Source organism: Sphingobacterium corticibacterium (assembly GCF_004208525.1).
GTDB lineage: Bacteria > Bacteroidota > Bacteroidia > Sphingobacteriales > Sphingobacteriaceae > Sphingobacterium > Sphingobacterium corticibacterium.
Genome location: NZ_SGIT01000002.1, coordinates 160,886 through 186,149, shown reverse-complemented (window position 1 = coordinate 186,149; position 25,264 = coordinate 160,886). Strand labels below are relative to the sequence as shown.

General features: G+C 42.2%; 28 protein-coding genes. 9 read left to right on the top strand and 19 right to left on the bottom strand.

Annotated elements, in window-relative coordinates; translation table 11 throughout:
• Positions 1 to 23 precede the first annotated feature (23 nt).
• Genes EWE74_RS09475 through EWE74_RS09465 form a run of 3 tightly spaced genes read right to left on the bottom strand, consistent with a single transcriptional unit; the run spans position 24 to position 2,243 of the window.
• Positions 24 to 428 carry an acyl-CoA thioesterase gene (locus EWE74_RS09475; RefSeq protein WP_130141321.1) on the bottom strand — a complete coding sequence of 135 codons (405 nt, stop codon included), beginning with the start codon at positions 426 to 428 and terminating at the stop codon, positions 24 to 26.
• Between the two features lie 10 nt (positions 429 to 438).
• Positions 439 to 1,482: an endolytic transglycosylase MltG gene (gene mltG / locus EWE74_RS09470; protein ID WP_130141320.1), complete on the bottom strand. Its 1,044-nt coding sequence runs from the start codon at positions 1,480 to 1,482 to the stop codon at positions 439 to 441.
• A gap of 5 nt (positions 1,483 to 1,487) precedes the next feature.
• Positions 1,488 to 2,243: a PASTA domain-containing protein gene (locus tag EWE74_RS09465; RefSeq protein ID WP_130141319.1), complete on the bottom strand. Its 756-nt coding sequence runs from the start codon at positions 2,241 to 2,243 to the stop codon at positions 1,488 to 1,490.
• Between the two features lie 154 nt (positions 2,244 to 2,397).
• On the opposite strand from EWE74_RS09465, the gene EWE74_RS09460 reads away from it, so the two are divergent.
• On the top strand, positions 2,398 to 3,420 hold the full coding sequence (locus tag EWE74_RS09460; protein ID WP_130141318.1) for a D-alanine--D-alanine ligase family protein: 1,023 nt from the start codon (positions 2,398 to 2,400) through the stop codon (positions 3,418 to 3,420).
• Here EWE74_RS09460 and EWE74_RS09455 read toward each other — a convergent pair.
• Positions 3,389 to 3,886, bottom strand: coding sequence for a dihydrofolate reductase (locus EWE74_RS09455; protein WP_130141317.1), 498 nt, complete (start codon positions 3,884 to 3,886; stop codon positions 3,389 to 3,391). The genes EWE74_RS09460 and EWE74_RS09455 overlap by 32 nt on opposite strands.
• Before the next feature lie 22 nt (positions 3,887 to 3,908).
• Positions 3,909 to 4,730, bottom strand: coding sequence for a thymidylate synthase (locus EWE74_RS09450; protein ID WP_130141316.1), 822 nt, complete (start codon positions 4,728 to 4,730; stop codon positions 3,909 to 3,911).
• A 67-nt stretch (positions 4,731 to 4,797) separates the two neighbouring features.
• Between EWE74_RS09450 and mtaB the strand changes: the two genes are divergently transcribed.
• Positions 4,798 to 6,117 carry a tRNA (N(6)-L-threonylcarbamoyladenosine(37)-C(2))-methylthiotransferase MtaB gene (mtaB, locus tag EWE74_RS09445; RefSeq protein ID WP_130141315.1) on the top strand — a complete coding sequence of 440 codons (1,320 nt, stop codon included), beginning with the start codon at positions 4,798 to 4,800 and terminating at the stop codon, positions 6,115 to 6,117.
• A 2-nt stretch (positions 6,118 to 6,119) separates the two neighbouring features.
• Here mtaB and EWE74_RS09440 read toward each other — a convergent pair whose 3' ends face one another.
• Positions 6,120 to 7,025, bottom strand: a complete 906-nt coding sequence (locus EWE74_RS09440) for an EamA family transporter (protein ID WP_130141314.1) — start codon at positions 7,023 to 7,025, stop codon at positions 6,120 to 6,122.
• A gap of 114 nt (positions 7,026 to 7,139) precedes the next feature.
• Between EWE74_RS09440 and EWE74_RS09435 the strand changes: the two genes are divergently transcribed.
• Both EWE74_RS09435 and EWE74_RS09430 read left to right on the top strand, forming a co-directional pair.
• On the top strand, positions 7,140 to 7,697 hold the full coding sequence (locus tag EWE74_RS09435) for a C40 family peptidase (protein WP_130141313.1): 558 nt from the start codon (positions 7,140 to 7,142) through the stop codon (positions 7,695 to 7,697).
• An 89-nt stretch (positions 7,698 to 7,786) separates the two neighbouring features.
• Complete coding sequence (locus EWE74_RS09430) at positions 7,787 to 8,287, top strand: hypothetical protein (protein WP_239018611.1); 501 nt, start codon at positions 7,787 to 7,789, stop codon at positions 8,285 to 8,287.
• Between the two features lie 199 nt (positions 8,288 to 8,486).
• Here EWE74_RS09430 and EWE74_RS09425 read toward each other — a convergent pair whose 3' ends face one another.
• The 5 genes from EWE74_RS09425 to EWE74_RS09405 form a co-directional block, all read right to left on the bottom strand.
• A complete protein-coding gene (locus tag EWE74_RS09425; RefSeq protein WP_130141312.1) occupies positions 8,487 to 9,824 on the bottom strand; it encodes a mechanosensitive ion channel family protein in 1,338 nt (445 codons plus the stop codon).
• Positions 9,825 to 9,886: 62 nt separating this feature from the next.
• Complete coding sequence (locus EWE74_RS09420) at positions 9,887 to 11,251, bottom strand: nucleoside permease (protein ID WP_130141311.1); 1,365 nt, start codon at positions 11,249 to 11,251, stop codon at positions 9,887 to 9,889.
• 10 nt (positions 11,252 to 11,261) lie between these two features.
• On the bottom strand, positions 11,262 to 11,894 hold the full coding sequence (locus tag EWE74_RS09415) for a bifunctional nuclease family protein (RefSeq protein WP_130141310.1): 633 nt from the start codon (positions 11,892 to 11,894) through the stop codon (positions 11,262 to 11,264).
• A 121-nt stretch (positions 11,895 to 12,015) separates the two neighbouring features.
• Positions 12,016 to 12,990: an electron transfer flavoprotein subunit alpha/FixB family protein gene (locus EWE74_RS09410; RefSeq protein ID WP_130141309.1), complete on the bottom strand. Its 975-nt coding sequence runs from the start codon at positions 12,988 to 12,990 to the stop codon at positions 12,016 to 12,018.
• Between the two features lie 22 nt (positions 12,991 to 13,012).
• A complete protein-coding gene (locus tag EWE74_RS09405; RefSeq protein WP_130141308.1) occupies positions 13,013 to 13,750 on the bottom strand; it encodes an electron transfer flavoprotein subunit beta/FixA family protein in 738 nt (245 codons plus the stop codon).
• Between the two features lie 161 nt (positions 13,751 to 13,911).
• Between EWE74_RS09405 and EWE74_RS09400 the strand changes: the two genes are divergently transcribed.
• On the top strand, positions 13,912 to 14,247 hold the full coding sequence (locus EWE74_RS09400) for a tetratricopeptide repeat protein (protein WP_130141307.1): 336 nt from the start codon (positions 13,912 to 13,914) through the stop codon (positions 14,245 to 14,247).
• Positions 14,248 to 14,315: 68 nt separating this feature from the next.
• Complete coding sequence (locus EWE74_RS09395) at positions 14,316 to 14,732, top strand: copper resistance protein NlpE (RefSeq protein WP_130141306.1); 417 nt, start codon at positions 14,316 to 14,318, stop codon at positions 14,730 to 14,732.
• Between the two features lie 11 nt (positions 14,733 to 14,743).
• Here EWE74_RS09395 and EWE74_RS09390 read toward each other — a convergent pair whose 3' ends face one another.
• The 8 genes from EWE74_RS09390 to rsmI all read right to left on the bottom strand — a co-directional run bounded on the left by EWE74_RS09390 (position 14,744) and on the right by rsmI (position 21,942).
• Positions 14,744 to 15,880 (bottom strand): cysteine desulfurase family protein, encoded by a 1,137-nt coding sequence (locus EWE74_RS09390; RefSeq protein WP_130141305.1) that lies wholly within the window; start codon positions 15,878 to 15,880, stop codon positions 14,744 to 14,746.
• A 25-nt stretch (positions 15,881 to 15,905) separates the two neighbouring features.
• Positions 15,906 to 16,496 carry a bactofilin family protein gene (locus EWE74_RS09385; protein ID WP_130141304.1) on the bottom strand — a complete coding sequence of 197 codons (591 nt, stop codon included), beginning with the start codon at positions 16,494 to 16,496 and terminating at the stop codon, positions 15,906 to 15,908.
• Between the two features lies 1 nt (position 16,497).
• On the bottom strand, positions 16,498 to 17,532 hold the full coding sequence (locus EWE74_RS09380) for a ParM/StbA family protein (protein ID WP_130141303.1): 1,035 nt from the start codon (positions 17,530 to 17,532) through the stop codon (positions 16,498 to 16,500).
• Positions 17,533 to 17,563: 31 nt separating this feature from the next.
• Positions 17,564 to 17,938 (bottom strand): bactofilin family protein, encoded by a 375-nt coding sequence (locus EWE74_RS09375; protein WP_130141302.1) that lies wholly within the window; start codon positions 17,936 to 17,938, stop codon positions 17,564 to 17,566.
• Between the two features lie 6 nt (positions 17,939 to 17,944).
• Entirely contained in the window at positions 17,945 to 18,793 is an 849-nt protein-coding gene (locus EWE74_RS09370; RefSeq protein WP_130141301.1) for a M23 family metallopeptidase, read from the bottom strand.
• 164 nt (positions 18,794 to 18,957) lie between these two features.
• On the bottom strand, positions 18,958 to 20,577 hold the full coding sequence (gene lnt, locus EWE74_RS09365) for an apolipoprotein N-acyltransferase (RefSeq protein ID WP_130141300.1): 1,620 nt from the start codon (positions 20,575 to 20,577) through the stop codon (positions 18,958 to 18,960).
• A gap of 3 nt (positions 20,578 to 20,580) precedes the next feature.
• The gene (locus EWE74_RS09360; RefSeq protein ID WP_130141299.1) at positions 20,581 to 21,243 is read right to left on the bottom strand and encodes a PH domain-containing protein; all 663 of its coding nucleotides are present in this window, start codon (positions 21,241 to 21,243) and stop codon (positions 20,581 to 20,583) included.
• Positions 21,244 to 21,279: 36 nt separating this feature from the next.
• Complete coding sequence (gene rsmI / locus EWE74_RS09355; protein ID WP_130141298.1) at positions 21,280 to 21,942, bottom strand: 16S rRNA (cytidine(1402)-2'-O)-methyltransferase; 663 nt, start codon at positions 21,940 to 21,942, stop codon at positions 21,280 to 21,282.
• A 444-nt stretch (positions 21,943 to 22,386) separates the two neighbouring features.
• Between rsmI and serS the strand changes: the two genes are divergently transcribed.
• From serS to EWE74_RS09340, 3 genes are all read left to right on the top strand, one after another.
• Positions 22,387 to 23,658, top strand: a complete 1,272-nt coding sequence (gene serS, locus EWE74_RS09350) for a serine--tRNA ligase (RefSeq protein WP_130141297.1) — start codon at positions 22,387 to 22,389, stop codon at positions 23,656 to 23,658.
• Positions 23,659 to 24,021: 363 nt separating this feature from the next.
• Positions 24,022 to 24,558 (top strand): hypothetical protein, encoded by a 537-nt coding sequence (locus EWE74_RS09345; protein ID WP_130141296.1) that lies wholly within the window; start codon positions 24,022 to 24,024, stop codon positions 24,556 to 24,558.
• Positions 24,559 to 24,623: 65 nt separating this feature from the next.
• Positions 24,624 to 25,253, top strand: a complete 630-nt coding sequence (locus EWE74_RS09340; RefSeq protein ID WP_130141295.1) for a hypothetical protein — start codon at positions 24,624 to 24,626, stop codon at positions 25,251 to 25,253.
• Positions 25,254 to 25,264 lie beyond the last annotated feature (11 nt).

The window sequence follows — 25,264 nt, the reverse complement described above, 5'->3', positions numbered from 1 at the left end:
ACTTTTATTTACAATAGATTATATTAAAAAAAAGACGCCATCTTTTCCTGGAAAATTTGAGGAGCGCGACAGGGTCTATTCTTTTTCATATCGACAAATACAAGTTGTGTATAGCCTGTATTCAGCAATACACCATTTTGGTTGTATATTTCATAGTCAAATTGAATACGCACCACCGGTTTTTCTTTAATAGCGGTTTTAATCGTTATCAAGTCATCGTACCGGGCGGGTTGATAATATTTACAGACCAAATCGGTAACAGGTAGCATAACACCGATATCCTCTAATTCCTTATAGGAAATCCCAGTGCTGCGCAGCATTTCCGTACGGGCTACTTCATAGAATGATGCGTAATTTCCATAATATACATACCCCATTTGGTCAGTCTCTGCATAGCGTATACGTAACGTGGTTTCGTGTGTAAACATTTCGTTCCTCCTATCGCATAATATTCCGTTCCGTCAATGCGCGCTGAAACTTTCGCGCATTGACTAAATGTTCTGCCTGTGTTCTCGCAAAATTATGGTAACCGGAAAAATCATCTTTGGCACACATATAAATGTAATCATGCTTTTTATGGTTAAGAACAGCGTCGATAGATGCAATGCTGGGAAGCATAATCGGTCCGGGAGGCAGTCCTCCATATCGATACGTGTTGTAGGGATTGTCGATGGTGAGATGCCTGTTGAGGACACGTCTAATGGTAAAGTCGTTGTTCGCGAAGATGACGGTAGGATCTGCTTGTAATAGCATCCCTTTTTCCAGGCGATTGAGGTAGAGCCCTGCAATATCGGGCATCTCATCGGTATGCAATGCCTCTCCCTTTACAATAGAAGCGAGGATACTCACTTCCTGTGGTCTTAAACCAATAGCCGCTGCTTTTTCTTTGCGATCGGGTGTCCAAAACTTGTTGTATTCGTCGTGAAAGCGTGTGATAATTTTGTTCGGAGCGGTATTCCAATAAATCTCGTAGGTGTTTGGAATAAACATGGTGAAGAAATTTTCCGAGGTAAATCCGTACGACTCGGCGACCTCTTCATTACCGAGGATTTCGATAAAAGTGGTCGAATCCGCTTCAAAGTTTTTACCGAGCAAAGCGGCGAAGTTCTCTTTAAGACGGATGTTTTCAAACCTAAACTTGACCGCTTCTTGATACCCCCCCCTAAGATTTCCGATTAAACGTCTGTTAGACATGCCTTCGGTAAGCTTGTAACGTCCCGGCTTTACATTGTCTGGATATTCCATTGCATCCGCGATATAGCGAAAAAGTGTTGGATTCTTTACAATTTGTTGTTCGGTCACCGTGTGTAGTACATCTTCAAAAGTATCGTTTGTCTTGATATACAGATATTCCTGCTTATCGGTGACACTCGGCCCCATAAAAGCCTGATAACCTATCCATGCCACTACAGCTCCTGCAAAGAATAACAACAAGAGTATAATGCCGAATACCTTCCGAAAACGTTTTTTTTTCTCTGCCATGTTTTTTAGTTCGCTAACGTTACATTCACCGCACTACCCATACTGACAAACCCTGCAGTGGTATCCGGTTGTTGGAAAACGATGGTGCTGGACAATGAATCTGTTATCACGCCAGAATACGTGATATTGCCTAAACTTAATCCCACCCCCGAAAGTGCAAATCGTGCTTCAGGTAATGATAAACCGATGAGATTGGGGACTTCGATATCATCCGCTCCTTGCCCATTACCGAGCACAAGGGTTATCTGAGAACCTTTCGGGATAGGCCGTCCGGCTTTTAGCGGTTGCCCCCCAAATTTAACATCTAATACAACATCCCGTGCGATATCTGCCACATAGACGGTGTCCGCGATTTTAAGCGATTGGTTTCTCAAAATAGCAGAGGCTTCTATAAACGTTTTGTCAATGATATCGGGGAAGGCGACTTCAGGTGGTGTTTCGGTGATGATGGTTAAATAGATTGTCCTTCCCGTTTTTACCTGTGATTTTGGGTCTGGATCTTGCTCCATGACAAGTCCCGGTTTTGCATCCATCTGGTACACATAATCAATCGAATATTCTAAATCGGCTTTCTCTAATGTTTGAATGGCATCATCGATATGTAATCCCTTTACCTGCGGTACTTCAATCGAAACCCCATGCTTCGTATACCATTGAAGTCCGAAATAAACACCTAAAAATAAGAGTGCAAGTGCAATCATCGCTCCAATTAAATTTTTTCTAAACGTATCTGTTCTTAGATACAGTAATAATTTCGACATGTGTTGTTTCTAATATAATAAAGCACATCTATATCATGCGCGAACATGCAATATAATAGACAAAATTATTCTTTTTTCCCCGTAACACAAGTTATATTTGCGTTCGTTTAACATTAATTTGCAATTATCCTCTAACTTTCTAACAAAAATAAAAATGAAAACAAAAATAGCTTTAATTACCGGGGGGTATACCGGAGAGGCAGAGGTTTCTTTCAAGAGTGCTGCATTTGTACAGGCGCAGCTCGACAAAGAAAAATATGAGGTATATCCGATAACGATTACGTTGGATACCTGGTTCTACGTAACGGAAGCTGGTATTAAGATTTCGGTAAACAGAGAGAATTTTTCGTTGGATATCGATGGACACATCGTTACATTTGATGTCGCTTTTATCATCTTGCACGGTTCGCCGGGGGAGGATGGCCGATTGCAGGGTTATTTTGATATGATTGGACTGCCTTATACCTCCTGTGATGCGTTGACATCAGCGTTAACAATGAACAAAGGGTATACGAAAGCTATTGTAAGGGATATCCAGGATCTATACGTAGCGAACTCCGTATTGTTATTTGCTACACACCGAAGCGACGCGCCCCATATCGTACAACAAAACCTGACCTTACCCCTGTTTGTAAAGCCCAATGCGGGTGGAAGCAGCATCGGAATGTCTAAAGTGAAAGCGTCGTCAGACTTGCAGGTCGCATTGGATAAAGCTTTTGATGCGGCGAATACCGGCGCGCAAGTCCTTGTTGAGGAATTTGTCACCGGAAGAGAATTTTCGCAAGGTATCTTTCGAAATGCAGAAGGGGAGTTGATTGTGTTGCCTGCTACGGAAGTTCGTACGACACGGGAGTTTTTCGATTTCGAAGCGAAGTATGTGGCCGGCTTAACGGAAGAAATCACACCTGCCGACCTGACTGCAGATCAGCAGGAGAGAGCTTCCCGGATTATTCGGGATATTTATGTCCGTCTGAATTGCAAAGGGATGGTGCGTGTGGATTTCTTTTTAGAAACTGGTACGGATAAATTTTACTTTATTGAAATCAACACCATTCCCGGCCAGACAGCACAGAGTTTTATTCCACAGCAGGTTCGCGCATTGGGTATGAAAGAGGGTGATTTTTACGCAGAATTAATTGAGGCAGCTATATCGTCCGCTCCCAAACTTCAAAAGTAAAATCATAGGCATGGCGTTCGTCTTGCACATGCCTGTCCTCACTTACCTTTTTCCACTCCGCTGGGGGAAGTTCCGGAAAATAGGCGTCGCCATTCAAGGTGGTATGTACCCGTGTTAATAACACTTTTTGCGCAAGTGGAAGTGCCTGTTGATAAATCTTGGCACCACCAATGATGAAGATTTCTCTTTCATCCCGACAATATGTTAGTACCTCATCTAGTGAGTTCGCCACATCAATGTCTTCCTTGGACCAATTCAAATCTTTTGTCAGGACAATGTTACGGCGTTGTGGCAACGGTTTGCCTATGGACTCATATGTTTTTCGACCCATGACAACCGAATGATCTAACGTATGCTGTTTGAAATATTTAAAATCATCGGGTAGATGCCACAACATCTGATTGTTTTTTCCAATAGCATTGTTCTCCGCTGCGGCTACAATTAGTGTTATTTTTAGATTGTTCATTTGTTTTCTCTTAACACACGAATTACACCGCTACCGGTGCCTTGATGTGGGGATGAAACTGATAATTCTCCAGTTCAAAATCTTCAAACTTAAAATCGAAAATATCGTGCACATCCGGATTTATTTTCATCGTCGGCAGTGATTTCGGTTCTCTGCTCAATTGCAGTTCCGTTTGCTCAAAATGATTGCTGTATATATGGGCGTCTCCCAATGTATGTATAAAATCACCTGCTTCCATATCGCATACTTGGGCAACCATCATGGTCAGCAAAGCGTAGGAAGCAATATTGAAAGGTACGCCTAGGAAAATATCTGCGCTCCGCTGGTAAAGTTGGCAAGAAAGCTGTGGCTTCAATATACCCTTTTCAGGTTGAGCAGGTGCAACATAAAATTGGAAAAAAGCGTGACAAGGTGGCAGTGCCATGTTTTCTATTTCAGCAACATTCCATGCAGACACGATAATTCTGCGGGAATCAGGAGATTTTTTAAGCTGCTCCAAAACTTTCGCTATTTGGTCGATATGACGGCCGTCCGGTGTTGGCCAAGAACGCCATTGTGAACCGTATACAGGTCCTAAATTACCATTTTCATCCGCCCATTCATCCCAAATGCTTACCCCATTTTCTTTTAAATACTGGATATTCGTATCGCCTTTTAAAAACCAGATCAGTTCGTGTATGATAGAACGAAGATGTAATTTTTTGGTGGTCACCAACGGAAAACCATCTTTTAGGTTGAAGCGCATCTGGTAACCGAAGACACTGCGCGTCCCTGTACCCGTACGATCGGTTTTATCAACCCCGTTTTCATAAACATGCTTCAATAAATCCAAATATTGTTTCATATGACTACGAAGATAGGTCTTTTTAATCTTTTTTTGAGGGAAAAAAAAGTAACTTTGTAAAATCGTCATGAACAAAAAAGTAGCTTTTTATACGTTGGGATGTAAACTGAATTATTCAGAAACGTCTTCTATCGGCAGGATTTTCAAGGAAGCAGGCTATGAAACCACCCCATTTAATAGCAAGGCAGATGTATATGTCATTAATACCTGTTCGGTAACGGATCATGCCGATAAAAAGTGTCGTAAGGTCGTGAAAGAAGCCCTAAAGCATTCGCCCAATGCCTATATCACCATCGTAGGATGCTATGCTCAGTTAAAACCGAGAGAGATAGCGGAAATTCCGGGGGTCGATATGGTGTTGGGGGCTGCGGAGAAATTTAATATCATTCAACACATCAACGACCTAACGAAACAGGAAAAAGCGGTTGTTCATAATGGACCAATTGACGAGACACACCAATTTGTCTCGGCTTATTCTATCGGTGATCGCACCCGTACCTTCCTAAAAGTGCAAGATGGTTGTGACTATTCGTGTACCTTCTGTACGATTCCGTTGGCACGTGGAGCAAGCCGTTCGGGTAAGATTGAAGATATTGTGCGACAGGCTGAGGAAATTGCGGCCTCGGGCGTGAAAGAAATTGTACTGACGGGCGTGAATATTGGTGATTACGGTATACGGGATGGGAAGCGGCAAGACCGTTTTTTAGATTTGGTGAAAGCGTTAGATGAGGTGGAAGGTATAGACCGTATACGTATTTCCTCTATTGAACCGAACTTACTAGCGAATGAAATCATTGAGTTTGTAGCACAGTCTAAGCGGTTTGTACCACATTTCCACATGCCTTTGCAATCGGGAAGTAATAATGTATTGGCGAAAATGCGTCGACGTTATAAACGCGAGCTTTATGCGGAACGCGTCGCGAAGATAAAATCGTTGATGCCTGACTGTTGTATAGGTGTAGATGTTATCGTTGGGTTTCCGGGCGAAACGCGGGAAGACTTCCTAGATACATACAATTTCCTGAACGAAATGGATATTTCCTACCTGCACGTCTTTACCTACTCCGAACGAGAAAACACCATTGCCGCTCAGATGGAAGGAGCTGTTCCGGGAGCACAGCGTAGTGATAGAAGTAAAATGTTACATATCCTTTCCGAGAAAAAGCGGAGAGCATTTTATGAAAAACAGTTAGGGAAAGTCGGAGAGGTGTTGTTTGAGAGTGATGTTAAAGACGGTTATATGCACGGCTTCTCTAAAAATTATGTAAAAGTACGCTCGTTGTATGATCCTTTATTGGTCAATGAAATCGTGCCGGTCAAATTCACAACTATTACCGATCAATGTGAGGTAGAGATTGAAGAATTACCGGAGCTTTTGGTACACTAAGTTTAGTGTTGCATTCGGCGTTTCTGGATATTCAGTAATACCACCACGACCAATATACCGGCTACACCCATAAACTGTAATAAGGATACGTGTTCCTTTAAAACAATGTAAGACATACAAACCGCTACAGGCAATTCAATGTAACTCAGGATATTTCCGAGTGATACCCCCGTTTTTGGGATTCCATACGAGAATAAAAGAGGGGGGAGGACTGTCCCGAAAATGGCGAGTAACAATCCATAACGCCATAGAGAAGAAAAAACCGAAGACGTAAAAAGGGTAAGCGGTTGTAACAACACAAACACCAACAGAAAAGCCCCAATAATCATATAGGCACTTTTTTGAAGAGGGGGATGGTCGTTGCCGACACGTCCACTGACAATAATAAATATGGCGTAGGCGGTAGCCGCAAGGAGTCCGTAGCCAATACCGACAACGCTAATCGATTTAAAGTCGTGTTCTACTAAACCGGTTGCGAGAACGGTACTTCCTAAGATGGCGGCGATACCAATGCTTTGTCGTCTTGTAAGCTTTGTTTTGAAGAAAATAAATTCGATCAGTTGCCCGATCCAAATATATTGCATCAATAGAATGATAGCTAAGGATGCTGGAACAAGCTGGACACTTTTGTAATACAAAATACTGACGGCGCCGGTGGATAATCCACTGACGACGATGTGCCATTTCGGAGAAGTGGAAGGATATTTGGAAAAATAACCTTTGTTTATGATAAACATTATTCCGATGAGTATCCATAAAAACAGCATGCCAAAAAAAGCTTGGATGCCCGTTACCTCGCCCAGCGTGAAACCTTGCGCATAAGCTTTTTTAACAAAGGTGGATAATATACCGAAACTGGCAGCACCTAATACAACAGCAATAATACCTTTTACTTGTTCCTTGTCCATTTTGGCGCGCAAGATACAAAATCATTCTGCAAACTTTGTTAAACGCATTGTGATGTTTATTTTTGTGCTATGCAGCACCGATCATATAGGTATATTACGCTATTATCGTGGGTTATGGCCATTTTTCTATTGGCATCTTGTGGCGCCAAAAGAAAAGTACTCTACGGGAGTCGTCCCCACCACGGTACATCTAGTACAAGTAAATCCATTCCCACGGATGCAAGTGACGCGCGTGATAAATCATTGTCTGGTTCCGGAATAGACAATTATGCTGCGATACTGGGTGTTTCCCCGCGGGATTTGAACAATAAATCACTTTACTCTTTCATCGATAAGTGGCTAGGAAGTCCACATCGTCTCGGTGGAACGAAGCCGTCGGGCATAGATTGTTCTGGCTTCGTTGGGATGTTGTATCGCGAGGTGTATGGGAAAGACCTACCCCGTACTTCCCGGGATATGGGCGATCAGGTCAAGCGAAAATACGAAAGGCAATTGCGGGAAGGTGATTTGGTCTTTTTCTCTTTTGGCGGAAGAAACATCGATCATGTAGGTGTATATCTGCATAATAATAAATTTGTACATGTATCCACCAGAAGAGGGGTGATTATCTCCGACATAAAAGATAATTGGTATTATAAGTACTTTGTACGTGCAGGTACACCAAAAATCTAACATTCAAATTACAAATCCATTCTAATAAGCGTCTGCCTTTGGTGTTTAAGTTCCATCTAATGTGTATTTTTGCGACAAATTGATTTGTCATGAGTAAAAGAGCGAAGGCCATTTTTTTGGCACTGTGTATTATCGGATCCTTTTTTATCTATTGTGTTTATTATTATTCCAATATGATCAAGAATGCACCTTTTCGTTATTCAGATTTTGAATATATTTCCATCCAATACGGTTTGCGCGATTCCATGTTGAACAGTTATAATTCGGCGACACAAGATTATCAATATCTGAATCGGGAAAATGAAATTATCAAAAAGAAATTAAAGTTGACAAGTGATGATCTACTTTTTCTACATCGAAAAGCGATGGAAATGGGATTCTGGAATGTGGATGATGATCTGACAACATCTAGAACAGACTCCATTGACGGGCGGGCAGTTCCACGTTATATACTCGAATACAAGTATAAAGAAAAAGGGAAAACGGTGACGATGGACGCTGATTATCCGGGAAATCAAAAAATGATGGATGCTGCCAAAACGACAATAGAAACGGTTTTGGAACGAATTAATATCGCCAATGCACGATAAAGAAATAATTTCTCATTTAACACAACGCTAATCTTTACTTCATATGAATACTTCACCTTTGTGATGAGTAATTTTTGTTCGTCATTAATGGTTTAATTAATGGTTAGTGTTTATGTTGAGGCTTGTTGTGAAATACGCCGAAAGCAAAAGGGTTGTCCCGCAGGATAACCCTTTTTTATTTAAGTCAACCTTCGTGCGGTTAATCTTGCTCATCTTTATCTTTTCCAATTGATCTAAAGTCCGTTTCTGCGAGGAGATGGCGTAAATCATCGGAGGCGGGTAATTCAAATACTTCGAGGTGAAAGTATTTTATCGCAGCGAATAAATGATCAAATACATCGGACATCGTGTTTTCGAAAAATGCCCATTGTGTACCATTCGTAAACATATACAGTTCAAGTGGTAGACCATGTTCATTTGGCGCTAATTGGCGAACCATTAATGTCAGCCCTTTATGAATATCAGGATTATGCTTGGCGTATGCATTGATATATGCTCTAAACAAGCCAACATTGGTCATCCGCCTACCATTTACTAATACCGATTCATCCACGCCTGTACGCTGATTGTAAGTCTGAATTTCTTCCTCCCGCTGCGCAATGTAAGGAGCCAATAGTGCAATTTTCTTTAATTCGACAATTTCTGCATCTGTAAGGTATCGAATGGAAGAAATCTTGATATTGATGGAGCGCTTAATTCGCCTACCACCCGAATCCTGCATGCCTCTGTAGTTTTTAAAAGCATCGCTAAGAAGTGTATAAGTTGGTATGGTCACGATTGTTTTGTCAAAATTTTGGATTTTAACGTTGTTGAGATTGATTTCCAACACATCGCCGTCTGCTCCGTATTTGCTCATTTCGATCCAATCGCCTACCCGGACAGAATCATTGGCCGACACTTGTATACTGGCGACAAAACCAAGGATGGTATCCTTAAATACCAGCATCAAAATCGCTGATGCGGCTCCCAATGATACCAGGAATGACCAAGGCGAGTTGCCCGTTACGATAGATACGATAAGCGTACCAATAATAAATATTAAAAATATTTGTACAACCTGTAAATAGCTGTCAAGCGGTTTGTCCACAAAGGCTTTGGAGGTGCGTAAAATATCCCGTACGGTCTTTAATAAACTGTTGACAAAGGCGTATACCGCAAAAATGACAATAACGCTCAGAAATTTATTAAGTCCGGCGGTAAAATTAGGAAAGCCGACAAAGATGAAAGGTATTATTTGTTGGGCGATGATCACAAGAATAAGCTGGCTAAGCTTATTTAATACCTTATTCTTTAATAAAAAGTCGTCCCAAGTAGTTTTCGTCTTTTTGATGATTTTCGTTAAGACAGAATTAAAAATGGCACTAATAATAAAATGGATAACATAAAGAACTAAAAAAGTAGTAATTAATAAGCTCGCAGAAGTTACGATATGCGCATATCGGTCAGATAGTCCAACGTTTTGAATGCTATTAAATGTCCAATTGTAAATTGCGCTGGTTTGCTGTGCAGTAATGTTAATGATGTCTTTTGTCTCCATATTAACAGACAAATATAGGGAAAATGGAACGAAAATCGACGCTTTAGGCTGCTTTTACCAACTCAATCGGCATTTCTAACATGTTTATGTTTGAACAAAAAGCTGAATAAAATGGCGATTATAAATGTATAAGCAGCGAAAGCTAGCCAGATATGATGCCAATCTTTTAATAAAAGATTTTCGCTAAGCGAGCCATTGGGCATGACCGATATTCCACGCGACTGGATAAATTGGAGGAGGGTATTATTGGAGGTTTCGGTTTGCAGATAGGAAGCCAACGTTTCTAAGGAAGAAAATTGTAGCGTGAAATAGTGATCTATCACCCATCCCGAGATCAGGCTGCCGAGTATGGCACCAAATCCATTGGTCATCATCATGAAGAGGCCTTGGGCTGCGCTACGGATATATGGCGTGGTAGATTTTTCCACAAATAACGATCCCGATATATTGAAAAAGTCGAACGCCATGCCGTATACAATACAAGAAAGGATGATCATCCATAGGCCTGTTTGCGGATCGCCGAAAGCAAATAATCCAAATCGAGCGACCCATGCCCACATCGCGATGAGCATCACCTTTTTGATGCCGAACTGTTTCAGAAAAAACGGAATGGCCAGGATAAAAAGCGTTTCCGAAATTTGTGAAATGGACATGATAAGTGTAGAATACTTAATGGCGAAAGCATCGATATATTTTGGATAAAATTTAAATTCATCCAAAAATACATCACCATAAGCATTAGTCAGCTGTAATGCGCCTCCCAGAAACATGCAAAACATAAAAAAAACAGCCATTTTATAATCGGCAAACAGCTGAAAGGAATCCAGTCCAAGTGCTTTCGTCCAAGACTGCTTTTCTTGCTGCTGTCGGTTTTTAGGAGGACATTTCGGTAATGTCAATGCATATAGACCTAGTCCTATGGCAGCTATTCCCGCAATATAAAATTGATAGGCCGTTGCTTTATTACCAGTGAGATTTACTACCCACATCGCCACGATAAACCCTATCGTACCCCATACCCGTATTGGTGGAAAAACCTTAATAACATCGTATTCATTAGCGACCAATGTCGTATAAGAAATGGAATTGGATAGTGCAAGCGTAGGCATATAGAAGCACATCGCCAATAGCATGACGTAAAAAAATGTCTGCGGATTGTCGACCTGAGGAAGATAAAAAAGAGTCGCAGCATATAGTAAATGCAATATGCTATATAATTTTTCGGCATTTATCCATCGATCAGCAATGATGCCCATGAGTGTCGGCATAAAGATTGCCGCAATGCCCATGGTCGAAAAAATAGCGCCGAATTGTGTGCCATCCCATTGTTTAGTACCAAACCAATAGTTAGCGATAGTAATCAACCAAGCCCCCCAAACAAAAAATTGGAAGAAGCTTACAATGGTCAGCCGAAATTTGATAGGCATGGAGAAGGTATTACCTGTTTTTTCTTCTTTCTATTTCGTCGCGAATTTTAGCAGCTGTCTCATATTGCTCCGCTTCGATTGCCTTGTTGAGATTTATCTCCAGCTGGTCGTCGCTCACATTAAAATAAGGCGATTTAGACGTATGTTCTTTTTCCGTAGGTGGAGGCGTGGTACTGCTCATGGTATTCTCTTTAGGAAGACCTTCCAAATTTTCCAAAAAAGCAAAGTCATTGCTTTCAATCACGATGCCGGCAGCATCCATAATAAAATCGTATACGTATATCGGTGCACCGAATCGTACCGCTAGGGCCACAGCGTCGGAAGTCCGGGAGTCAATATCAAAAGTTTTGTCTCCGTTGGAGCATATCAGTTTGGCGAAAAAGATGCCATCGATCAAATTGTAGATCAGGACTTCCTGGATATTGATTTGAAAGTTGTCGGCAAAAGTCTTGAATAGATCGTGCGTCAACGGACGGCTGGGCTGCATTTTCTCAATTTCTACAGCAATTGCCTGCGCCTCAAAACCACCAATGATAATGGGCAATCGGCGATTACCTCCCATCTCTCCCAAAACTAATGCGTAAGCACCAGATTGTGTTTGACTGTACGACAACCCCACGATATCTAATTTGATTTTCTTCATTCTTTATGCCTAAACTATTACAAACATATATATTACTTTTTTCCCCTCAAAAAAAGTAATCAAAAAAATGGCCAGGTTATACGATAACCCGACCATTTCACTTTGTTTCAATTGTTTCTGTTTAGTGATTCTTATATGCTTTGAATGCATCGATAAGTTTGGGGATAACATCAAAAGCATCTCCCACGATGCCATAATCGGCAACTTTAAAAAATGGCGCTTCGGGATCGTTATTAATGACCACAATGGTTTTGGACGAGCTTACACCGGCAAGGTGCTGAATCGCACCAGAGATACCGATAGCGATATAGAGATTTGGACTTACCGCCAATCCCGTTTGCCCCACGTGCTCCTCATGCGGGCGCCAGCCTGCATCAGATACCGGTTTAGAACAAGCGGTAGCGGCGCCTAATACGTCGGCCAGTTCTTCTATTATTCCCCAGTTTTCCGGGCCTTTTAGCCCCCGTCCGGCAGACACGACAATATTCGCTTCGGGTAGCGGTATTTTGTCCGTCGCTTGCACAATATCTTGAATGACGGAAGTTAAATCCGTCGCAGCAATTTGTGGTTCAAACGGCTCGACCTCTATCGCTGTTGGTGCTTCCACAGCTTCCACCGTGTTCGGCGTCAATGCAATAACTTTGATAGGAGCGGTGAGTTCCTGCGTTGCAATAGCTTTGCCGGAGAAAGCAGACTTTTTAATTTCCCAAGCTTCGCCGGTGATGGTGGGTAGGGTAATTGCCCCGTCGGCAAGTGCAGCATCCAATTTGGCAGCGATACGTGGAGCCAGCCCCTTCCCGCTAAAGGAATTGGACAGTACGATGGTCGTTGCCTGTATGCTCTTTGCGACCTCTGCGATAACAGCTGCATAGGCTTGATTAACGAATTGGTGCAACTGTTCGGTATTTACCGCTATTACTTTTTTTACACCGTAGCGACCTATATTTTCTAAGGATGTGGCGTCCACCTTTCCGATACTGAGGGCAGTCACCGGCTGACCGGTAGCGTCTCCGATAGTTTTCGCATAGGAAACCGCCTCGTATCCAGATTTTTTAAATGCTCCTGCAATATTTTCAATATATACTAAAATGGCCATAACTAAGCGCTTTAATGAAAATTTATATAACTTTTGCCTCGCTGTGTAAAAGCTCTACCAGTTGAGCAACATCGTCCTTATCCACCAGTTTTACATTACCTCGCGGAGAAGGTGTGTCAAAATGGGTAATATGCGATAATGCAGGTATATCAATGGCCGCAATAACGTCGAGCGGTTTTGACCGTGCGCCCATAATTCCGCGCATATTTGGAATTTTCGGCTCTGCTACCCCCTCAGCTGTTCCGACGACAGCAGGCAGCGGAACCTGTATAACTTCCTTACCTCCCTCAATTTCACGCTCTACCGTCGCATTTGTACCATTGATGTCTAACTTTTTGGCAATCGAAATGGATGGTATACCTAACAGTTCGGCGATATAACCCTGCACCAGACTACCATTATAATCGATGGATTCGCGTCCGGTTAAGATCAAGTCGAAATCTTGAGCTTTGGCATAAGAAGCGATTTGATGAGCCACAAACCAAGCGTCACGTGGTGGGGCATCTATGCGAATGGCATTATCTGCACCGATTGCTAAAGCCTTTCTAATAGTGGGTTCTGCAGAAACGTCGCCGACGTGGATAACCGTTATCGTACCTTGTCCATTGCCCGCAAGTTCAACAGCCCGTGCCAAAGCAATCTCATCATAGGGGTTGATAATGTATTGAATACCAGTGGTATTGAATGCTGTATTGTTATCCGTAAATGTGATTTTCGATGTCGTGTCGGGCACATTGCTTATACATACAAGTATCTTCATTGGAGTATATTTTTTTAGCCTTCACACAAACCTATTAATTTCAAAAGCTAAAAACAAGAGCGGAAATCGTATAAGCGGTCAGTAAACTGTCATTTTTCTATGCATGCATAGTAATATAGGATAGTGGATTGAAATTGGAATTTCCTATTTTTGTTGTTACCATGAGCAACAGACTAGAAGAATTACAACAATTTTTAAAAGAGAGCCCGAATGATCCTTTTTTAAAATACGCGATAACGACGGAGTATAAAAAAATGGGCGATACTGAAAATACGCTTGCCGGTTTTCAGGATTTGCGGGTAAATCATCCGGATTACGTGGGTGCATATTACCATTTTTCTAAATTTATGGAAGAGCAGGGGAGGAAAGAAGAAGCATTGGAGATCTACCAAGCAGGGATGGAGGTTGCCCAACGGTTACGAAATCGCCATGCATACGGCGAATTGTTGAGTGCGTATAATCTCGCGATGGGAATAGAGGAGGACGATTGGGACTAAAACGTTAAATAAAGCAGATGACGTGCTTTGTGGTACCTTTTTTGTAGTTCTTAACAAAATTTGATATCATGCGTTTGGTTGTATATATATGTGGACTATTGTTGTTGGGGTTATTCCTCATCATCAGTTGTGTGAATACCCGAACAAACGCCAATATAGAAAACCATAAAGTTAGCAAGATAACCGAGGGCCGGTTGGTAGGAACTTATAGAGGTAATCTCCCCTGCACGGATTGTGATGCTATTGCGACTGCTTTAACGTTGGCAAACGACAAAGCCTATACCCTCGAATATATATACGTGGGAAAAAGTGCCGAACCTTTTTCTAAAACCGGAACCTGGGAACTAAAAGATGGGGAACTTAATTTGGAAGGGTTAGATTACAAATATAAAGTGGAGCCTGACCGATTAAGGCAGCTTGATCTATCTGGAAAAGAAATTCGAGGCGAATTAGCCGAGCGGTACTTGCTCCATTATGCAAATTGATACGCCTATTTTTAGCGATGTTCTTCACAAAGCTCTTTCAGCTTTTTAACAACAAAATCAATCTCTTCCTTGTTGTTGTATTTACTAAAAGAAAAGCGGACAGCTGGTTTGTCGGGATCTGCACCTAATGCTTGCAGCACATGGCTGCCGAGCTGCGAGCCAGAGCTACATGCACTTCCCCCTGATGCGGAAATGCCCGCAATATCTAGGCTAAATAACAACATATCTGCAATTTCTGTACAAGGAAGTGATACGTTCAAGACCGTGTAAAGGGAGTCTTCGGCGGTAATATTTCCGTTAAATGCGATGTCCGGAATATTTTTTTGCAGTTCCGTACGCATATAATCTTTTAACCCTTGAATATAAACCCGATGCGTCTCCATCTCTTGATAACACAATTCCATGGCTTTCGCTAATCCCACGATACCGTAAACATTTTCCGTTCCGCCGCGCATATTACGCTCTTGCGCGCCGCCATATAACAAGGGGCGGATTTTGTTTTTACCGTTGATATAAATAAAGCCTACTCCTTTTGGACCATGGAATTTATGGGCCGCACCCGTAAGGAAATCGATAGGCAACGTAGAGAGGTCGTGCTCATAATGTCCCATGGTTTGTACCGTGTCCGAATGAAAAACGGCATCGAACGTCTGACATATTTCGGAAACTTTATGAATGTCGGTCAACGTGCCGATTTCATTATTGGCATGCATCAGGGATACAAAGGTACGTGGATTTTGGGATAGCAACGCCTGTAGATGATCCAAATCTACTCGACCTCGTTCGTCTACTTGTACAAAATCCAACTGTATAACGCCCCGTTGTGCTAGATCCTCCAACGTATGCAAAACCGCATGATGTTCCAAAGGAGAAGTAATAGCGTGTGTAATGCCTAAATCTGTGATGGATCTAACAATAGCCATATTATCTGCTTCAGTACCGCCTGACGTAAAGAAGATTTCGGATGGAGAAGCCTTTAATAAACCCGCTACTGTTTTTCTCGCCTTTTCCACGATCGTCTTGGCTTGACGACCATGTGCATGGATAGAAGAGGGGTTGCCAAAATGTTCTTGCATGATCTCCGTCATGACTTTTATCACTTCCGGATCTAATGGCGTAGTAGCGGCATTATCAAAATATACTTGCATTCGGCAAAATTAAGGAAATTTAAACCTACCACCAAGAACTTATGGTGTCACTCGAAGGCGACGCATTTTCATCTCCTTTTTGGCTAGGTTTATTCTTTTTTTCTGTTTTTTTGAAAAAGGTCGTTATCTCGTTTTGTGGAGGATCAGGCTCTTTTAAAATCTCTACTTCGGGTACATATCCCTTGTTCAATAATTGTTGCGCCAGGTTTATTTTTTCAGATAACCGATATTCCGCGGTACCACTTGTCTGTCCGGAAATCACCAAATCGCCATTGAAAATCGCCTGAGGAGATATGACCACGGTGCTGGCTTTCACATTTCCCTCTACAATCGAAGATGCAGCTAACACAACTTCACCGGTACATATAATTTCTCCATCCACGCGTCCCCCTATGATCGCGTTAGCGGATACGATAGTACCGGTGATAAAGCTGTTCTTTTCTACAATAGCATCTCCCTGGATAAAAAAATTACCTTTTCTGCTATCGGATAGCACCATAGTCGACAGGCATATGGTATCCTGTTCGTGGATGATAATCTCATTTCTCCCAGCGGGTTGTGGCGTCGGCTGTGTACTTGACGTGTCAGTGATTCTTTTTTTTAGAAAACGGATCAATCTAATAATTTTTTACTTCTTCCTCATCAAAACTTGTAACGATGGTAGTGGCATTGCCAATATCGATTCCCAGAGCAGATTTTCTTTTTCCGTGTGCGATACGCAGCGAATTTAGTGCGTAACCTTTGCTGGCCATGGTTTCTGGATTTTCCACTACTTCTAACTGTGCAATGCCTTCAAATTCTTCCCGAAAACACTCTACCAAGTCCTGGTAATACATCGCGCCTCCACATAGATAGATGTGGTTGGTTTTCATGAGGTTCTTGTCTGTGATAATATTTCGTAAGACGGGCGAGACAATGTCTTCATAGTATGTACGGATGGCATTGCGACGAATTTCCCGTAGATCGATATTCTGCCGGTTGAGATAAACGTATCCGCGTTGGAACGCGTCGTCAAACTGGTGAGCATTCCGAAATTCCAGGTAATATTTGCTTTTTAACTCATTGATCATGATGTTAACCGCATAGCGGATACCGTGTGTACTCACCATACTTTGTTCGATGATGCCCGAGTCAGTACTGAGAATAGATTCAAACGTGCCAAAACCACAGCTCAGCACAAAAAAGCTACCCGTTGCCTGCAGTTCTCCTCTTCTGATACCAATGGTACAGCCTACGATTTCCGGGATTACTTCAACCTGCTGCACTTCAAGGACATTTTTCTTCTTGCCGCCTGCCCCATAGGTGGAACCGTCAAAATCCAATATGTGTGTCCGTTTGAAAAAATTGATTGCTTTTTCCTTATGGATATGGTACGTTGCGTAAGGGAAGCCTGTGGTAATGGAAATAGGCTGCTCCAGATTTTCCTGGGATACAATCAGGGCCGCTTTGGCCAACAACTGATAGTCTGTGTCATCTGGTGATGAATTAATGAGCTTATGGGGTGATTGCCCTTCGTTTAGGGCTAGGTCGCCACAGATATACCATTTGTCATTGTGCAGAATCTTAAGCCCGTGGAGCAAATCTTTTGAAGTGTTGATGAGAACCGTATTGTTGTTCTCTACTAGACTGGAGAAAGATTGTATTAAATACATATGTTGATAATTTTAAATGCTATTATTTTTTTTATTTGCCCATGGTGATACTTCCATCATATGTGGCTCCTCGTTCGATTGTAAGGCTTATGGTGTTTACTTTTCCGGTTACCTTGCCCGAATTTTTTATTTCAACGGATTCCGTCGCGACAACATCTCCGTTGATCTGTCCGAAAATCGTGATCGTCTTGGCATGGACGTTTCCATTTACCGTGCCCGATTCGCCGATTACCAAATTTCCGACTTCTAGAATGTCGCCCTCCAATACCCCCTCTATCCGGATAGCAGACGTTTGGGAGATATTCCCTTTTATCAAGCAGTGTCTGTCAATTAACGTGGGGGTGGTCCTGGAATCCGTTTTCTTCCCCTTGCTGTTTGCTTTTTTATTGATGATGGATACTGTCACAACTACCTAATCTAAATTCAGGAAATCGACCGGATTAATGGGCCTGCCGTTTTTTCGTACTTCGTAATGGAGATGGGGGCCTGTTGAGCGCCCGGTGGAGCCCATTTCGCCAATAACTTGGTTGGCTGCTATCTTATCTCCTTTTTTGACCAAAGCCTTCGATAAATGCCCGTAGAGTGTCTCGAAGCCGTTTTGATGCCGGATGAGTACATAGATGCCATATCCACTGTTCCTTCCGGAAAAAACGACTTCGCCGTTGGCTGTACTCCGAATTTTATCGCCTTTGTTTCCTCTAAAATCGATTCCGGAATGGAATTCTGTCGTTTTCCCGTGGAAAGGGTTGCGGCGATATCCGAAATTGGAGGTCAGTTTAGGTTTGGCTGGGAAACCGGTAGGCGTATACACCAACCCTTCGAAAAGCTGTTCCATATACTCGTCGTACACGCTATAATATTCTACTGGAGCCAACTTAAGGTCCTTGTACTCTGGGCCGCCAGCCCCGTCTAATACAAAACTCTTCACACCTCTTTTTTGAAGATATTCGCTGATTTTGGAAAGCTTGGCCTCCATGCGCTCCACATAATTTCGTGCATTCAGGGTATCGTCCGGTGCTGGTATCTGCTGCTGCAGTATGTTAATTTCGGAGAGGAGCTTTTCCCGTTCTTCGTTCTGCTGCCCAACGGACGTATACAATACGCTACAGGCAGTAATCAATACACCGGTAACGACCGCTATAATGAGTATATAATACCGCATGTTGTATAAATGCAACGCAGGGATACTAATGGAACGACTACTCCCTTTCTTGGGGTCTACAATAATGATAGTACACTTTGTAGGTTTAGGTGATGTCATACAGGTAGATTGTTGTCAACGACAGCAAATATACACATGTATTTCCTTATTACAAATAAATCTATTAATAATTAATGCTAACAAAATGCTAGTTTAATACAGCGCTTATCCCATGATTACGGAGTAGTAAGGTTATATTGAGGATACGACGGAGATAATATGGGTTATGTCGTGTTCTTTTTTATCCTAAAAAGAAAATATAGAGAAAGTAAGCCGCCGAATAATGCCAAATACAGGACTAAATCGCCATTTTTGGTGTAAAAAGTCAATTCTTCGTTTAGGTTAATTTCCTGTGCCAGGGCGTCGGGAGTCCACCAAGTTGTTTTTTGGATGATATCTCCCCGCTGGTTAATAAAACCGGAAATCCCGGTGTTGGCGGAGCGTGCTACCCAACGTCGGTTTTCGATGGCGCGTAGTTTGGCATAGAGCAGATGCTGGTCTTTTCCAGAAGTATTGCCCCACCAGCCATCGTTGGTCACGATGGCGATAAATTGTGCGCCTTTTCGGATATATTCGGCTACATAATCGCCCCAAATGGATTCATAGCAAATAACAGGCGCTGCTCCGATACCGCTTTGGGAATAGAACACGGATGGTTCTTCTTGACTGCCATACCCTCCTGTAGAGCCGCCAAAATGTGCAAAAAGCGGTTTCATGAAACTCAATGTTTCGCCGAAAGGAAGCTGCTCCACGCCGGGAACTAACTTGGACTTATGGTAAAACTGAAGTTTGCTGGATTGATCTATCAAAACCGCTGCATTAAAAGGATCCAGAAACACACCGTTTCCAAAATCTCTGGCGGTTAGGGTTTTCGGCTCGTTGTAAATTTGATAGCTTTCGATCCCCGATAATACATTGCCATTCTTATATTTATCTAAAAAATTAATAACACGTTCGTAAGCTGGATAGCTCCTAAGCTGTTCTTCGTCAATACCGCCCCGGTCGGAAGAGATAGCCGTTTCCGGCCACAAGAAAAATTCGGTGTTCGGTTTGGCAACCCCTTCTGATAATTCTAATAACGTAGTCAACTGCTCCGCAGGAGGAATAAAACCAAACTTTCCATAGGGATCAATATTCGGCTGAACCACGACTACTTCCGAGGGATTTATATGCTCGGTGTATGTATTGTATTGTATAATGGAAATCGTAGTCGGTAGTACCAACGCGGTGGTGATCGCCACGGACAGCTTTTTCGTGCTGAATACCGCTATTTTTTCGCGTTTTTGCCACACAAACAGAAACACCAAGAGGTTAACGACCCAAATCCATATGGTACCACCAAAGACGCCGGTAAAGCTATACCATTGGATAATTTGATGGAAATTGGCAAAGCCGTTGCCCAATGTCATCCACGGAAAGGCCAAATCCCACCACTGATGGAGAAACTCGTATCCCAACCAAAAAGAAACCAGTCCGATAAAACTGTAACCTATAGCTATTTTTTTGCGAAGCTGATAGTATAACCGAAAGACGAACGCCATGAGTAGTGGAGCCAGTCCAAAAGGGATGAGCGATATGAGGAGTGATACATAGGATGGAAGATAGGCATTCATGGCATTATATACCCAATAGATAGAAGCTGTATTCCATACAAAGCCTGTGAAGAAGCTTAACCAGAAAATCTTTTTACCTTTTTGGCTATAATCTCCTCTTATGACTTCTTCTATGGCCATAAGTAAGGGAACGAAACCAATGAACAGTAGTGGACTACTATAAGGTATAGGCGGCCAAGCCAACCATAAGATGACGGCGCTTAAAAGTGCTAAAAGGTAATTTCGGTTCACGAATTAGAGTTGCGATAAGAGTTCTGACTTTTTGTTTTCGTATTCAGCTTGCGTGATCAACTGTCGGTCGTAAAGTGTTTTGAGTTTCTTTAGCTTTTGGGTTAGCTCGTCATCTTCTACAACGGACATACCCGATTGTTCGATGATTTCCTCCTCCTTGTTTTCTTCCCTAATTGAAGGCGTAGCAGGTTCATCAACGACGGGTTGTACGGGTGGGTTGAATTGCTCGATCGGTTTTTGCGTTGGAATAACCGGCGTAGGCTCTTCGGTTTTGTTTCCTGTAGGATTCTCCAATGCCGTTTTGATCAGTTGATACAGTTTTCGCGCCTGTACCTTCGGGATATAATCGATCGTAAGGTTCTCCCCCGTGAAGGGTATTACCGTGACCTTTGATCCAAAGATTTCCTCTTTGAAAGCAATATCCTTCACGTCGTTCCACGAATAGATCTCAAAGTTGGTTGCTAAACCCAGTTTGGTAAACTCGCAAAGGAAAATGCGCTTATTGCTAATCGTGATGCTATCTGGTAATAAAGTCACCGCAGGTTTCTTCTGCAGAGAGATGTATTGTATGTACTCACCAGCGGTCAGCATATCGACTATCTTATCATGGATCCTTTCCACCACTTTGGCATCCTGTCCATCTTGAATAAATTTATCTACACTCATGTTTTTATTTTTAATCGTAACTAACTTCACGCTTCACTAGCATCCTGCTACACAAAATACAAATTCTCCCTTAATAGGGTGTTGTTCAAAATGTAATTTTAGCGTTGCCAACGTTCCTCTCACCGTTTCCTCATACAATTTACTAAGTTCCCTTGAAATAGAAGCCTCTCTCTCTTCGCCAAAATATTCGATAAACTCGGCTATAGTTTTGAGGATGCGGTGAGGAGATTCATAAAAAATCATGGTCCGCTTCTCCTCGGCGAGTTGTTTTAAACGGGTTTGGCGCCCCTTTTTTACGGGTAGGAAGCCTTCAAAACAGAACCTGTCGTTAGGCAATCCAGAATTGACCAATGCGGGTACGAACGCAGTGGCGCCCGGAAGGCATTGCATCTCCAAGCCCTCTTTAATCACCTCTCTGACCAATAAAAAACCCGGATCAGAGATCGCTGGTGTTCCGGCATCGGAGATTAATGCTATATTTTGCCCGTCTTTCAAAAACCGGATAATTTCGGCGACGGCTTTATGCTCGTTATGTTGGTGGTGTGCGAATACTTTCTTCTCAATGCCAAAATGTTTGAGTAGGGGAGCACTTGTACGGGTGTCCTCCGCCAATATGATATCGACTTCTTTCAAAATACGTATAGCCCGAAAGGTCATATCCTCCAGATTACCAATAGGCGTAGGTACGAGATACAGCATGATCAAAAGTAAGCATTAGTTATGAGTTATGAAATTATAATTGAAGAGTGGTTAGAAACAAATATCCCCCTCGGGGTGAGGGGGATTAGTCTTCAAAATCGATGAAGTCGTCACCATCGTACGCAAACTCCTGGAGATCTACGTAGTGGTCTTGTTCGAAAATTTCTAAATCTTTTAACATACTTATTATATTTTATATTACACTACAAACTTAGCGTTGTAGTATGAACTAATAATAACGCTTATATCAAATAATTGTTAATATGATTGATAATGCTTCTAAAGTATGTAATATTTTCAATAATTACAAATATTTTATGATATAATTACAATATTATGATTGTTTTGTTAGTATTTTAATTAAAAACGGAGGTTTGGATTGTACGAAGTGACGAGTTTATGAAAACACTTATTATCTTTGTCCTTCTAATTACTTATTCATTTATGTTACAAATAAATTATATCCGTGAAAACAGAGATGCAGTCATCGAACGATTAGCGGTAAAGAATTTTAAAGAAGTGGAGTTGGTTGACGAGGTCATTCAATTGGACGAATCACGGCGTAAAATTCAGAACGAATCGGACGCTATTGCTGCCGAGGCAAACGCTGCTGCCAAACAAATAGGAGACTTGATGCGCCAGGGAAAGAAAGAGGAAGCTGAAGCGGTAAAGTCAAAGTCGTCCGGATATAAAGAACAAGTAAAAACATTGACCGAAAAACTTGCGGAAGTTGAACAAACCTTGCAAGACAAGATTGTACAGTTACCCAATCTACCACATACATCTGTGCCAACAGGCGTTTCTGCGGACGACAATGAGGTGGTTTTAGAACATGGTACTGTACCCACATTACCCGAGGGGGCACTGTCGCATTGGGAATTGTTGAGTAAATATGATATTGTGGATCTGGAATTGGGTGTGAAAGTGACGGGCGCGGGATTTCCGGTATATAAAGGAAAAGGCGCACGTTTGCAACGCGCGCTGATTAATTTCTTTCTAGATCAAGCCGTTGAAGCTGGCTATAATGAGGTGCAGGTACCGATTCTGGTGAATGAAGATTCTGCTTTTGCGACCGGGCAATTACCAGATAAAGAGGGGCAAATGTACCATGTTGGCGGTGATGACTTTTATCTGATCCCTACAGCCGAGGTGCCTGTAACAAACTTATACCGCGATACCATTGTAAAAGAGGAGCAGTTCCCTATCAAACATTGTGCATATACCCCCTGTTTCCGTCGGGAGGCAGGTTCTTATGGTGCACACGTGCGTGGTCTGAATAGATTACACCAATTCGACAAAGTAGAAACCGTGCAGCTCGTTCATCCGGAGAAATCCTACGAAGTATTGGAAGAGATGAGTGCATATATCCAAGGCCTGTTGCAGCAATTGGAACTGCCTTATCGCGTATTGCGTTTGTGTGGCGGCGATATGAGCTTTACGTCGGCACTGACGTATGATATGGAGGTGTTTAGTGCTGCCCAACAACGATGGTTGGAGGTATCTTCGGTATCCAACTTTGAAACCTATCAAGCCAATCGTTTGAAAGTTCGTTTCAAAAATGAAAATGGCAAAATGCAATTAGCGCACACCTTAAACGGTTCGGCGTTGGCATTGCCAAGAATTGTGGCGTCCATTCTGGAAAACAACCAAACGGAGAAGGGTATCCGTATTCCGGCCGTTTTGGTTCCCTATACCGGTTTTGCGTGGATTGATTAATTTGAAAATAACGCGCTGTTATCTATAATAATGCCCCAAAAGTTAGAAGCTTTATGGGGCATTTTTTCATCATTTTTGCTACGTAACATGGATGTAAACATGAACGCTTTTGCAATAAATCCGGATTCTTTTGCAATAAAAGAGAACGAATTTGGCTTACATGCGAATGGTTTTACGTTCATTCGGAACCGATTTTTGCGATAGCGGAACATCTTTTTAACAGAAACGTCATGGTAATTTTCGTTGTGTTTCGAATGTTTTGTCAAATACACCACGTTTATCTTGTTTTTATTCAATAAAGACACAATGTGGAGTGGAAACATCGTTTTGACAACCAAGTTTTCAACAAGCACCTTCCGATTGATGACAAAAGCAATCGGGGATAAAAAAAATACGTATGGAAAAGAAAAATATCGGATTGACTATTGCGCAACTTCGTTTGACTTTAGGTTAAAGTTTGCCGTCTTTTGGTTGTTGATGTATTTCTTTAAAAGCATGTTACGTAGCATGAGCGCGTATCTGTTGCTCTTTTTTGCAAAGCCGAATGTCTTTCGTCCAAAAGCATCTGTCTTTACATCATTTCCATTGGTGTTCGGTTTACATCCGTTTGCCTTAGTGCTGGAAGCATCCGTCTTTATATCATTTCCGTTGGTGTTCGGCTTACATCCGTTTGCCTTAGCGCTGGAAGCATCCGTCTTTATATCATTTCCGTTGGTGTTCGGCTTACATCCGTTTGCCTTAGCGCTGGAAGCATCCGTCTTTATGTCATTTCCGTTGGTGTTCGGCTTACATCCGTTTGCCTTAGCGCTAGAAACATCCGTCTTTATATCATTTCCGTTGGTGTTCGGTTTACATTCGTTTGCCTTAGTTCTAAAAACAAACGCCCTCACGACATTGTGAAATCTCTTTGTAATGCTTAACTTTGGGAAAAGCGCTATCTTATTACGAATCCTACTCATGCATATATGAAGTATATCCGTGCAAAAGCTAATTTTTTTCGTTATCCTGACGAGAAACTCGTCGTGACCGCGACTTGGATTATCCGTTGTATGAAAGAGTCGGTTATTTTTGTTGATCCGACACCAACCATGGCGGAAATAGAAGAAGCTTATGCGGACTACCATCAAAAAGTAGTGGAATCGGTAGGTGGTAGCCGCTTGGTGAAAGCACAAAAACGGGAAAGTAAGAAAAAACTCAGCGACCTACTTCAAGAATTGGTGTTTTACGTAAACGTAGTAAGTAATGGTGATCTAGTGAAACTCTATAGCTCTGGATTTCCTGTATTGACCGGAAAGCGTAAGGGACAAGCGCCTGATACGCCAGGATCACCTTTTTTAACCGACGGAAGAAGAAGTGGAGAAGTAGCTTTTGGTTTCCAGCCCGTGGGGCGGGATATGTTGTATGACTACTGTTTTGCTACAAAGGTTGACGGTAATAATATTCCCTTATGGGAAGAGGAGCAAACTACATCTCGTTCTTTCAAAGCCTATCGGGGTGGATTTGAGCCTGGACAGTATATTTATTTCCGAGTTCGTTCGCGAAACAAGCATGGTTGCAGTCCTTGGACACCAACGATTATGTTTATGGTGCGTTAAGAATATTTGTC

What these genes read in the sequence shown, in the direction of transcription:
- EWE74_RS09395 (WP_130141306.1), top strand. Translation starts at nt 14,316, where the DNA reads ATGCGTTTGGTTGTATATATATGTGGACTATTGTTGTTGGGGTTATTC.
- mltG (WP_130141320.1), bottom strand. Translation starts at nt 1,482, where the DNA reads ATGGCAGAGAAAAAAAAACGTTTTCGGAAGGTATTCGGCATTATACTC.
- EWE74_RS09345 (WP_130141296.1), top strand. Translation starts at nt 24,022, where the DNA reads ATGACAAAAGCAATCGGGGATAAAAAAAATACGTATGGAAAAGAAAAA.
- EWE74_RS09410 (WP_130141309.1), bottom strand. Translation starts at nt 12,990, where the DNA reads ATGGCCATTTTAGTATATATTGAAAATATTGCAGGAGCATTTAAAAAA.
- EWE74_RS09405 (WP_130141308.1), bottom strand. Translation starts at nt 13,750, where the DNA reads ATGAAGATACTTGTATGTATAAGCAATGTGCCCGACACGACATCGAAA.
- EWE74_RS09380 (WP_130141303.1), bottom strand. Translation starts at nt 17,532, where the DNA reads ATGTATTTAATACAATCTTTCTCCAGTCTAGTAGAGAACAACAATACG.
- EWE74_RS09360 (WP_130141299.1), bottom strand. Translation starts at nt 21,243, where the DNA reads ATGAGTGTAGATAAATTTATTCAAGATGGACAGGATGCCAAAGTGGTG.
- EWE74_RS09455 (WP_130141317.1), bottom strand. Translation starts at nt 3,886, where the DNA reads ATGAACAATCTAAAAATAACACTAATTGTAGCCGCAGCGGAGAACAAT.
- EWE74_RS09400 (WP_130141307.1), top strand. Translation starts at nt 13,912, where the DNA reads ATGAGCAACAGACTAGAAGAATTACAACAATTTTTAAAAGAGAGCCCG.
- EWE74_RS09425 (WP_130141312.1), bottom strand. Translation starts at nt 9,824, where the DNA reads ATGGAGACAAAAGACATCATTAACATTACTGCACAGCAAACCAGCGCA.
- EWE74_RS09465 (WP_130141319.1), bottom strand. Translation starts at nt 2,243, where the DNA reads ATGTCGAAATTATTACTGTATCTAAGAACAGATACGTTTAGAAAAAAT.
- EWE74_RS09450 (WP_130141316.1), bottom strand. Translation starts at nt 4,730, where the DNA reads ATGAAACAATATTTGGATTTATTGAAGCATGTTTATGAAAACGGGGTT.
- EWE74_RS09420 (WP_130141311.1), bottom strand. Translation starts at nt 11,251, where the DNA reads ATGCCTATCAAATTTCGGCTGACCATTGTAAGCTTCTTCCAATTTTTT.
- EWE74_RS09415 (WP_130141310.1), bottom strand. Translation starts at nt 11,894, where the DNA reads ATGAAGAAAATCAAATTAGATATCGTGGGGTTGTCGTACAGTCAAACA.
- EWE74_RS09440 (WP_130141314.1), bottom strand. Translation starts at nt 7,025, where the DNA reads ATGGACAAGGAACAAGTAAAAGGTATTATTGCTGTTGTATTAGGTGCT.
- mtaB (WP_130141315.1), top strand. Translation starts at nt 4,798, where the DNA reads ATGAACAAAAAAGTAGCTTTTTATACGTTGGGATGTAAACTGAATTAT.
- EWE74_RS09475 (WP_130141321.1), bottom strand. Translation starts at nt 428, where the DNA reads ATGTTTACACACGAAACCACGTTACGTATACGCTATGCAGAGACTGAC.
- EWE74_RS09340 (WP_130141295.1), top strand. Translation starts at nt 24,624, where the DNA reads ATGAAGTATATCCGTGCAAAAGCTAATTTTTTTCGTTATCCTGACGAG.
- EWE74_RS09460 (WP_130141318.1), top strand. Translation starts at nt 2,398, where the DNA reads ATGAAAACAAAAATAGCTTTAATTACCGGGGGGTATACCGGAGAGGCA.
- rsmI (WP_130141298.1), bottom strand. Translation starts at nt 21,942, where the DNA reads ATGCTGTATCTCGTACCTACGCCTATTGGTAATCTGGAGGATATGACC.
- serS (WP_130141297.1), top strand. Translation starts at nt 22,387, where the DNA reads ATGTTACAAATAAATTATATCCGTGAAAACAGAGATGCAGTCATCGAA.
- EWE74_RS09370 (WP_130141301.1), bottom strand. Translation starts at nt 18,793, where the DNA reads ATGACATCACCTAAACCTACAAAGTGTACTATCATTATTGTAGACCCC.
- EWE74_RS09390 (WP_130141305.1), bottom strand. Translation starts at nt 15,880, where the DNA reads ATGCAAGTATATTTTGATAATGCCGCTACTACGCCATTAGATCCGGAA.
- EWE74_RS09435 (WP_130141313.1), top strand. Translation starts at nt 7,140, where the DNA reads ATGGCCATTTTTCTATTGGCATCTTGTGGCGCCAAAAGAAAAGTACTC.
- EWE74_RS09430 (WP_239018611.1), top strand. Translation starts at nt 7,787, where the DNA reads ATGAGTAAAAGAGCGAAGGCCATTTTTTTGGCACTGTGTATTATCGGA.